Annotated in this window: 9 protein-coding genes; 3 read left to right on the top strand and 6 right to left on the bottom strand. The window is 67.4% G+C overall.

Annotated elements, in window-relative coordinates; all coding sequences use genetic code 11:
* Positions 1–1,082 (top strand): DUF6596 domain-containing protein (locus PKH97_RS09985; protein WP_324387261.1); only part of this gene is annotated, 1,082 nt, incomplete at its 5' end.
* A 109-nt stretch (positions 1,083–1,191) separates the two neighbouring features.
* Here the strand turns inward: PKH97_RS09985 and PKH97_RS09980 are convergent.
* The 6 genes from PKH97_RS09980 to PKH97_RS09955 all read right to left on the bottom strand — a co-directional run bounded on the left by PKH97_RS09980 (position 1,192) and on the right by PKH97_RS09955 (position 7,320).
* On the bottom strand, positions 1,192–2,052 hold the full coding sequence (locus PKH97_RS09980; protein ID WP_324387260.1) for a carbohydrate ABC transporter permease: 861 nt from the start codon (positions 2,050–2,052) through the stop codon (positions 1,192–1,194).
* A gap of 23 nt (positions 2,053–2,075) precedes the next feature.
* Entirely contained in the window at positions 2,076–2,951 is an 876-nt protein-coding gene (locus tag PKH97_RS09975; protein ID WP_324387259.1) for a sugar ABC transporter permease, read from the bottom strand.
* 93 nt (positions 2,952–3,044) lie between these two features.
* On the bottom strand, positions 3,045–4,385 hold the full coding sequence (locus PKH97_RS09970; protein WP_324387258.1) for an extracellular solute-binding protein: 1,341 nt from the start codon (positions 4,383–4,385) through the stop codon (positions 3,045–3,047).
* Between the two features lie 11 nt (positions 4,386–4,396).
* The gene (locus tag PKH97_RS09965) at positions 4,397–5,260 is read right to left on the bottom strand and encodes a PfkB family carbohydrate kinase (protein ID WP_324387257.1); all 864 of its coding nucleotides are present in this window, start codon (positions 5,258–5,260) and stop codon (positions 4,397–4,399) included.
* 1 nt (position 5,261) lies between these two features.
* Complete coding sequence (locus PKH97_RS09960; RefSeq protein ID WP_324387256.1) at positions 5,262–6,308, bottom strand: SIS domain-containing protein; 1,047 nt, start codon at positions 6,306–6,308, stop codon at positions 5,262–5,264.
* Positions 6,309–6,321: 13 nt separating this feature from the next.
* A complete protein-coding gene (locus tag PKH97_RS09955; protein ID WP_324387255.1) occupies positions 6,322–7,320 on the bottom strand; it encodes an SIS domain-containing protein in 999 nt (332 codons plus the stop codon).
* A gap of 265 nt (positions 7,321–7,585) precedes the next feature.
* Here PKH97_RS09955 and PKH97_RS09950 point away from each other — a divergent pair, with 265 nt between their 5' ends.
* Both PKH97_RS09950 and PKH97_RS09945 read left to right on the top strand, forming a co-directional pair.
* Complete coding sequence (locus tag PKH97_RS09950; RefSeq protein ID WP_324387254.1) at positions 7,586–8,701, top strand: LacI family DNA-binding transcriptional regulator; 1,116 nt, start codon at positions 7,586–7,588, stop codon at positions 8,699–8,701.
* A gap of 151 nt (positions 8,702–8,852) precedes the next feature.
* Positions 8,853–9,338 (top strand): DUF3662 domain-containing protein (locus tag PKH97_RS09945; RefSeq protein WP_324387253.1); only part of this gene is annotated, 486 nt, incomplete at its 3' end.

Raw genomic sequence — 9,338 nt, 5'->3', positions numbered from 1 at the left:
TGGATGCGCTGCGGCACGAGTCGATGGCGCGGGCGAAGGCGCCGCTACTCGCCGTGGCGGAGGCCGTGTTGGCTGACGACGACGGGTTCCCCGGGGCGGACCTGCTGCGCGGTGTCGCTGGGCAGCCGACCAGCCCGGCGGCCGGCCGGCTTCCCGGGGTCGATGTCGACGACCGGCTCCCCCTGCTCTTCATGGCGACCCACCCGGCCCTGGCGCCGGAAGTCCGTCCGGCGTTGGCCCTGCGCTTCGTGCTCGGTGTGCCGACGGCGGACATCGCCGCGCTTTTCCTCGTGCCGACGGCAACCATGGCGGCGCGGCTGACCCGGGCCAAGGGGCGTCTGCGGGCGATCGGAGTCGGCTTCACGATGCCCGATCCGCAGGTATGGCCCGAGCGGGTAGATGACGTGGCGCGCGCGATCTATCTGGCCTTCACCGCGGGGTATGCCCCGCGGGAGGGCGAGCAGGTCGTGCGCGTGGCCGTCGCCGGCGAGGCGGTGCGCTTGGCTGCGCTCGCCGCTCACCTGCTACCGGGGCAGCCGGTGCTGGACGCGCTGACTGCGCTGCTCGTGCTGCAGCACGCTCGCCGGGACGCCCGCGCCGGCCCCGATGGTGATTTGGTGCGGCTGGCCGACCAAGACCGCTCGACGTGGTACGCAGGCGAGATCGCCGTAGGACTGGCGACATTGACCAGGCTCACCCCGGGCACCGGATATGCCGAAGAACTCCGACTCCAGGCGTTGGTCGCTGCCTTCCACGACACCGCGCCCACGAGCGGCGCGACGGACTGGGCGGCCATCGCGCGGACGTATGCCCGCCTGGAGGACCTGACCGGATCGCCGATCGTCCGGCTCAACCGGGCCGTCGCGGTCGCCGAAATCGCCGGCCCGATGGCCGGCCTAGCCGTCCTGCAAGCCGCCGCCGACCAACTGCCGGGCCACCATCGAGTCGCCGTCGTGCGAGCCGAACTGCTTCGACGCGACGGTGATCGCGAGGGGGCGCGAACGGCGTACGGGCAGGCGGTCGCCACGTGCCCGGACGGGCCTGAGCGGCGGCACCTGCTTCGCCGACTCGCGAGTCTGTGAGCACCTGGCCGGAACAGAGCCAGACAGGTAGACAAGGCAAGGCCCTTGTTCGCCAGGGAAGGCTGCTTGCGCGAACAAGGGGTATGTGGCCCGGGCGGGAAGCCTGGGACTACTTCCCCATGCCCTCGGTCAGACCGCGCAGAAACTGGCGCTGACCGATCAGGAAGAGCACGATCATGGGCAGAGCGGCCATGGTCAGGCCGGCGAATTGCACCGGCCATTCGGTCAGCAGACGCGACTGCATGTCCATCAAGCCAACGGGGAGCGTCTTGCGGTCGCTGTCAGAGATGAACACCAGCGCGAAGGCAAATTCGTTCCACGCAAAGAGCGCCTGCAGCAACGCGGCCGAGACCAGGATCGGCCGGCATACCGGCAGCACCAGCCTCCAGAAGATTTGCGTCCGCGTGGCCCCGTCGACGTAGGCCGCCTCGTCCATCTCGCGCGGCATATCGATCAGATAGGCCCGGATCAAGAAGGTCGTGAACGGGATCCGGAAAGCGGTGTAGAGCACGAGCAGCGCCCACAGGCTGTCGTAGATGTGGAGCCGCTGCAGTAAACCGAAAAGCGGCACAAGCGCGACGGTCGGGGCGACCATCAGCCCGCCGAGCAGGATGCCTGTAATCGCATTCGAGAACGGCACCTTCACCCGCACCAGCCCGTAGGCCGCCCACGCCGAGATCAGCGTCGTCGTCACAATCGAGCCCGCCGTCACCAACGTGCTGTTGACGAAGAAGCGCACGACACCCGCGTTCCAGGCGCGTTCGAAGTTGCCCCAGCGCATGTCTCCGGGCAGCGACCACGGGTTAGCGAAGAGCTCGGAGTTGTTCTTGAAGCTGGAGAAGACCATCCACAGCAGCGGATAGACCACCGCCAGCACGAGCGCCAGCAGCCCGATGCCGATGAGGACCTGCACGACGGTCCGCCCGATCCAGCCGTCGGCGCGGGTCGCCCGATTGGGCGCGACCGCCATGGGCGAAGTTGTCGAAGACGTCATCACATCTCCACCCGGCGCCGGCGGCCGATCATGATCTGCAGGATCGCGAAGCCGAACGTCAGCACGAAGATCACCGTCGCAATCGCCGACGCATAGCCCATGTCGTCTGCCAGAAAAGCGTTGCGGTAGAGCCAGGTTCCCAGCACCTGACTGGAGTCGGACGGCCCGCCGGCCGTCATGACCATCACTTCGTTGAAGACGAGGAAAGCCCCCGCGACGGTCAGGATGATCAGCAGTGTCGTCATCTCCCGCACCATCGGGATGGTCACCGAGAAGAACTGCCGGACCGCGCCGGCACCATCCACACGGGCCGCCTCATACAACTCGCGGGGGATCCGCTGGATGGCGACGACGAAGAGCACGGCGGTGTAACCGATCGACTGCCACTGGCTCATTCCGATGATGCTCCAGATCGCGGTGCTCCGCTCGCCCAGCCAGGAGTGCTGCCACTGCTCCAGCCCAACCGCCCCGAGCAGGCGATTCAACAGCCCGAACTGCGGGTTGTAGATGAAGGAGAACAGGATGCCTGCGACGGTGATCGAGATCACCGCTGGGATGAAGTAGATGACCCGAAGGATGCCCCGCAGCCGCTGGTGGACGAACTCTTCCAACACCGCCGCCAGGCACAGAGAGCAACCGACCTGGAAGACCAGGGACACCACGGCATACGCGATGTTGTTGCGCAGCGAACGCCAGAAGATCGGGTCGCTCGCCGCAGTCGCATAGTTGTCGAACCCGACGAAGACCGGCTTGGGCGAGAAGGCATTCCAGCTGTAGAAGCTCAGCCGGACGTTCTCGACGATGGGGTAATAGACGAACACCCCCAGCAGCACCAACGCGGGCAGCAGCCAGATCAGCCCGCGGATGCGTGTCATGCGCGACGCCATTGTTCCCTCCCTCACGCCAGCCGGGCGCACGGTTCGATCCGGGAGCGGCAGGACGTATGCCGGCCGCCCCCGGATTTCCGGTCAGCTCACTGACTTCTTGGCCTTTGCCGCAGCGTCCTGCACGGACTTCATGACATCGGCCGGGCTCTGCGACCCGTCCAGGATCCCTTGCACGCCGGAGAGGTAGGCGTTCGCGACGTCGGCATTGGTGACCGTGTCCAGCCAGATCGCGAAGCTGTTGGCAGAGCTGATGTCCTTCAGCGCGGCCTCGAGCTGGGGGAAGGAGTTCTCGGCGGTGGCCGTGCCCTGGACAGAACTGAGCCAGCCGATGCTCTTGGTCATCTCGGCGCCATTGGCCTTGCTGGTCATGAACTTCAGGAAGTCCACGGCAAGCGCAGCATTCTTGCTGCCAGAGTTGACCATGAAGCCGTCGGGCGCACCGGTCAAGGCGCCCTTGTCACCCGCTGCGGACGCGGTCGGCGGCAGCCGGAAGAAGTCCCAGTTGTCGGCGAGTTCGGCCGGAGCGCCGCCCTTGGCGGTCAGCACCGAGAACTCCACGGACTCCAGGAAGTGCATGGCAGCCTTGCCGGCGAGGAAGTTCGCCTGTGCGGTCTCGTGGGAGAGGCCGTTAGAGCCGGAATCGAAGCAGGCCTCGCTGATCTGCTTGAACTGATCCAGGGCCGCGGCGTAGCCGGCGTCAGTGAAGGCGCCGGTCGCCGGGTTGTAATCCGCGTCGCGAGTGGCCTGCGGGACGTCCATGGCGTTGAGTTGGGTGATGTAGTGGATCGCAGGCCACCCGTACTGGTTGCCGAAGGCGATCGGGGTGTAGCCCGCGCTCTTGAACTTGCCGCACGCGGCGATCAGGTCTTCCAGGTTCGCCGGCTTCGCCACGCCCACCTTCGAGAAGATCGCGGTGTTATAAGCCATGTACTTCGCGTCGAGGTTGATCGGAACGCCGTAGGACTTCCCGTCGTACTCGAAGGCTTTCAGGGCGGCCGGCGAGAAGCTCTTGCCCCACTCGGTGTCCGGGCCCACGACCGAGGTCAAGTCGGCGGCCAGCCCGGCGCGCACGAACTTATTGGCGAAGTCACCAGCCCAGGAGAAGTAGATGTCGGGCAGTTGCTTCGAGGCGGACAGCACGCGGATCTTGTCCTTGTAGGGCTGATCCCCTACTTGCTGCAGGTCGACCTTCACGCCCGAGTTGGCGCTCTCGTAGTCGGCGGCGACCTTCTCGAAGTACGGGGCGTACTTCGGATCGGCGAACTTGGTGACGATGGTCAAGGTACCCGACTTCGTCGCGGCCGACGAGGTCAGGTTGGCGGACGCCGTGGTTTTCGCGGCCGTGCCCGGCGCGCCGCACGCGGCGAGGGCGCCGGCAGCGCTGACGGCGATGAGGGCGGTGATGCGGGATCGGGTCGACATGGTGTCCTCCGTCAGGAGCGGGGTGGGGTAGCGGCTCGCCTCGGCTGCTCGAGGTCCGGGACGAGGGTCGTGATTGGAGCGCCGGGATGGCCGAATGCCCCATAGGTCGCGCATGCTGCGCTGGCGTATGCCGTGGCCGCGGTGAGCGCGTCCCCCGGCTGCTCCGCGCGCAGCAGTCCCGCGAGCAGCCGTGCGATGAAGGCGTCACCGGCGCCGAGGGTGTCGACGATCGGGCCGGTGCCTGCAGGGGCCCAGCTCGTCGACTCCTCGGTCAGCAGCCAGGCGCCGCTGGCGCCGCCGGTCACGGCAACCGTGCTCGGCCCGAGATCGCGCACCCGTCGGCCAAAGGCGAGGGCGCCCGACTCAGCGCCCGAGGGCAGCGAGACGATCGCAATGTCGACATGTTGGGCGAGCCCCTCGACATACGGCCAGGGCTGCTCGGAGAAGTCGAAGGATAGGCGCCGAGCCGCCACCGCGAGCTGCGGGAGTTGCGACTCGACCCCCGAGCAATCGCCGGTGTGCACCAGGTCGAAACCGGCGGCATCGGTCAATTGCGCCTCGTCCAGGACGAAACGAGAGATTCCGGGATCGCCGTGCCCGAAGACGCGGTTGCCGTCGACGACGCGCACATCGGCATACGCCGTCATCCCGGGGACGATCTCGACCCGGGAGGCATCGACGCCCTCCGCTGCGAGCGCGGACCGCACGAGTTCGCCTGCGGCGTCGGCGCCGGTGACGCCGAGATAGGCGGTCTCGATGCCGAGGCGACGCGCGTGTACGGCGACATTGAGGGCGTTGCCGCCCGGATACATCACCCCGTCGTCGACATAGCGGTCGACGACATTGTCGCCGAGGCACAGGAGCCGCGCGCTCATCTCAGTACGCCATTCGCCGGTAGTAGCGCCGCGTGGTGAGCGGGTGGTCGCGCAGCACCTCCAGGTGGGCGCTGACGCGCTCCAGCAGCGCGGCCACGACGACGGGTGTGAGCACCGCCGAGACCTCCCCGGGCAGCTCACCGAGGTCGGCATCCGCGGCGTCGATCACCAGCACGTGGTCGGTGACCGTGCGACTGAAGTCGATGACGCGATCGGTGAGCGGGCGCGTCTCGTCCCGTCCGGCGATCACGACCAGGGGCACGCCCGGCTCCATGAGTTCGAGGGTGCCGTGGAAGAAGTGCGCGGCATGGACGGGGCGCGTCCGGATCCACTGCATCTCCTCCAGGATGCACATGGCGTAGTAGTGCGCCGCCGGCCAGGCATAGCCGGCCGCGGTGACGACGTAATAGTCGCGGGCCGCGAGGAAGGCGGCCGCATCCGCGGCCTGATTCTCGTATGCCGTTTTGACCGCCACCAGACGCTCCGGCAGGTTAGCGAGGCGGTCGGCCAGGGAGGCCGCTGGCCCCCAGTCGTCACTCTGCGCGGCAAGACCCGCGATCCCCAGCAACGACTGAAGATAGAAGGACTCGCTCGAGCTGTCGTCGGCCGCCTCCTCGTTCACCAGCGTCAGGTCAGCCGCCGTGGCCAGTGGTGAGTCGGCGTGCGCAGTCAGGACCGCGATCCAGGCGCCCTGTGCCTTGGCCTGCTGCAGGACCGCGATGCTCTCCTTGGTCGTGCCGGACAGCGATGGGATGACGACTGCGCTGCCAGGCCCGAACGCTCCCTGGCCGACGACCTCCTCGGCGGGATGCCGAAGCTGGACGGGCAGGCTGAGGTGTCGACCGGCCAGCCGCAGGGCCGGCTCCATGAGGATGCCCGCACCGCCGGTGCCGAGAAAGACCACCTCCTCGAGACTGCCCGCCCGTTGCCTCTGAGCGAGCGCGTCCCCCAGCTCGCGGCCGCGGGCGATGGCCGCGGACTGGATGCGCAAATAGCGCTCCTGATCGAAGTTCAACAAGCCCTCGGCCCACTCGGTGCTGGTCGTCATCGCCGCATTCGCCTCAGTACTCGACCTTGAACATGTAGTGGCGGTTCTCCAGCGAGTGGTTGCGTACGTGCTCGTAACGCTGGGCGAGGCGATTGGCGAGTGCGCCGACCACGAGCGGGGAGACGATCGGGCGGACGGCCGCGGGGACGCCGGGGAGTTCGAGGTCGGCAACGTCGATGGTCCGGGCGCGGCCGGCATAGGTGTCGAGGAAGGCCAGAGCACGCTCTCCCATCGGACGAGAGGCGTCCTCACCCAGCCACAGGATCACCGCCGAGTCGTTGTCGATCACCTCGAAGGCCCCCTGGAAGAACTCGCCGCTGTTGAAGCCTGCTGCGTGCTTCCACTGCATCTCCTGCAGGAAGCACATCGCCATGCCATACGCCCAGCCGTAGCTCGGACCGGAGCCGAGCACATAGGTGACGTCATCGTCCTTGAAGTCATCGGCGATGGACGCGAGGGCGGGATCGGCCTCCTCGACGGCGTGCCGGACGGCGGCGGGGAGGGCGCTCAGGCCCTGGTCGATGTCGTCCCAGGGCAGGTCGATGCCGGTTGCCTCCAGGACGGCAAGTGCGACGAGAAGTTCGAAGATGTCGCTCTTGCCAGAGAAGGCGATGCCCACGGCTTCGGCGAGCGGGCTGCCCGCCTTGGCGGCGGCGATGACGGTGGCCCCGGTGGCGGCCGCTGTCTTTGCGGCTTCCACGGTCTCCTTGGTGGTGCCCGTGTAGGAGGCGAGGACGACGAGCGATCCCTTGCCCATGAGCTTGGGCTGGCTGCAGTTGAGCTCGTCGCTCTGCAATTGAAAGGTCGGCACGGTGCCGTGCCGCTGGAGGAGGTAGTGGGCCGGGTAGCTGCAGATCAACGAGCCGCCCGCACCGACGAACCAGATATTCGTCAGACCACTGGACACAACCTCGCGGATCACCGTGCGGATGTGGTCGCGCTCGGCGATGGCGCTTTCGAGCTTGGCCTCGGTGTCGGCGTCGATGGGCTTGAGGTCTAGCACCTGGGTCATATCGCTTGTCATTCCTTCGGCTTCTTGCTGGAGTCTTCGGCTGGTTTCGAGGGCCTGGGGCAGATTGAGAACGTTCTCACTAACGGATATGAGAACGTTCTCAAACTGGCGGTGAAGCTGTCAAGAGCTGTCGCGGAAAAGCTTCCTGACGCGCCCAGTCGCTGGCCGCGGAGCCGGTCTTTCTGCCGGCGATCGAGGCGCAGCACGACGTCGTCCCGACCACTACGCTCGGCGGCAGTATCCGAAAGGTAAGGAGCGACCGGACATGAGCGGGGAGGGCCGCGTGCACGTCACGGTCGGTGATGTTGCGCGGGAGGCCGGCGTCTCCGTGGCGACAGCCGCTCGCGCGTTGGGTGACTACGGTTCTGTGAGCGCCAAGAGCCGGGCGCGGGTCGAGCAGGCCGCGGCCAGCCTTGGTTACAGCCCCAACATGGTGGCCCGCAGCATGATCACCGGATCGACCAAGACCATCGGCGTGATCGTCGCCGACATCGAGAACCAGTTCTTCCAGCGGGTTCTGCGCGGCATCACCCACATCACTTCGGAGCGGGGCTACGACCTCGTGCTGGCCAACACCGACGAGAGCCTCGACCGCGAACGGCGGGCGCTGCGTGTGATGACCTCGCGGCGCGTCGACGGGATCATCCTGTCGCCGACCGAGGTGGCCGACACGCAGGAGATCCGTGCGGTGGCCGAGTCGGGAGTGCCAATCGTGCTTATCGACCGCCGACTACGGGGTGTCAATGTCGACAGTGTCGGCATTCGCAACCGCGGTGCGACGTATGACGCGACAACCCGGTTGATCTCCCTGGGACACAAGCACATTGCCGTCATTACCGGTGGTACCGCAGAATCGGCGCCGGTCCTGAAGAACGCCACGGTGGCGACCCTACGACGCTTGTCCGCCACTACCCTGGGTACGCGGACGGCGGGTTATCGCGAGGCGCTAGAGGCGGCCGGGCTGGCATACCAGAGCGACTTCGTCGCCGCCAACGGCTTCCGACAGGAGGACGCGCGAGCCGCGACTGTCGCCTTCTTCGCGTTGCCTGATCCGCCGACGGCGATCATCGCCTTCGACAGCCTGCTTTCCCTTGGGGTGCTGCAGGGCCTGCGCGACGTGGGCGCCCGCTCCCCGGACGATGTCTCCCTGATCGGTTTCGATGATGCCCCCTGGGCAGAGGTCGTCGATCCACCCCTGACGGTGATCGGCCAGCCGACCCTCGAGATCGGCGTGCAGGCGGCGACGCTCCTCCTCGACCGTCTCGCCGGGCGCGGACGGGCGCACGTCCACCACCGTCTCGAAACGACCCTGATCGAGCGCGGCTCCGTCGGACTGCCCCGCCTCAACGGCGTGCGGACAAGCCCTCGGGCCGGACAGTAGGCATGGCAAACCCCTTGTTAGCAAAGGAAGACTTCGCGTGCCGACTAGGGGTTTGTGGCAGCGGGCGGGAAAGCTGGACATAGGCGTGACGGATGGGACCGCGCACCCGGGGGCGGTTACGCTGTAACACCGCATGTGAAGGAGGTGGCCGATGGGGCGGTTGCAGCGCATCGAGAACAAGCTGGAGCGCGCCATCAATGGTGCCTTCGCCAAGGCGTTCCGGGCCGAAGTCCAGCCCGTCGAGATCGCCAGCGCGGTCCGGCGCGCCATGGACGACGGGGCGACCGCGCTGGCCAAGGGCCGCACCTATGTCCCGACCAGCTACCGCGTCGAGTTGTCCGAGAGCGACTATGAGCGCCTGCACACCTACGAGGCCGACCTCGAGGAGGAGTTGCTCGCGGCCGCCGAAGAGCACGCCGAGAGCCAGCGCTACCTGACCAAGTCCGGCTTCGACGTCACCTTCAGCCGGGATGCCGAGCTCGAGACCGGTCTTTTCCGCGTCACCGCCGACGATTCCCGTATGCCGGCCCGCACCCCCTCCCGGGATCCCGAACGTCCCGCGTCGCGGCCCGGCCACGCCGGCGAGCAGCGTTCGCGACGCGAGTCCCGAGCCACGGACGAGCCGCGGCTCGCGGCC

This window comes from Nostocoides sp. (assembly GCF_035343835.1).
In the GTDB taxonomy this organism is placed as follows: Bacteria; Actinomycetota; Actinomycetes; order Actinomycetales; family Dermatophilaceae; genus Nostocoides_A; species Nostocoides_A vanveenii.
Note: the sequence above shows the minus strand (reverse complement) of the source record. Positions and strands in the feature narration are given on the sequence as shown.

Coding starts and splice junctions, on each gene's coding strand:
- PKH97_RS09970 (WP_324387258.1), bottom strand. CDS start 4,385: ATGTCGACCCGATCCCGCATCACCGCCCTCATCGCCGTCAGCGCTGCC.
- PKH97_RS09965 (WP_324387257.1), bottom strand. CDS start 5,260: ATGAGCGCGCGGCTCCTGTGCCTCGGCGACAATGTCGTCGACCGCTAT.
- PKH97_RS09975 (WP_324387259.1), bottom strand. CDS start 2,951: ATGACACGCATCCGCGGGCTGATCTGGCTGCTGCCCGCGTTGGTGCTG.
- PKH97_RS09950 (WP_324387254.1), top strand. CDS start 7,586: ATGAGCGGGGAGGGCCGCGTGCACGTCACGGTCGGTGATGTTGCGCGG.
- PKH97_RS09955 (WP_324387255.1), bottom strand. CDS start 7,320: ATGACCCAGGTGCTAGACCTCAAGCCCATCGACGCCGACACCGAGGCC.
- PKH97_RS09960 (WP_324387256.1), bottom strand. CDS start 6,308: ATGACGACCAGCACCGAGTGGGCCGAGGGCTTGTTGAACTTCGATCAG.
- PKH97_RS09980 (WP_324387260.1), bottom strand. CDS start 2,052: ATGGCGGTCGCGCCCAATCGGGCGACCCGCGCCGACGGCTGGATCGGG.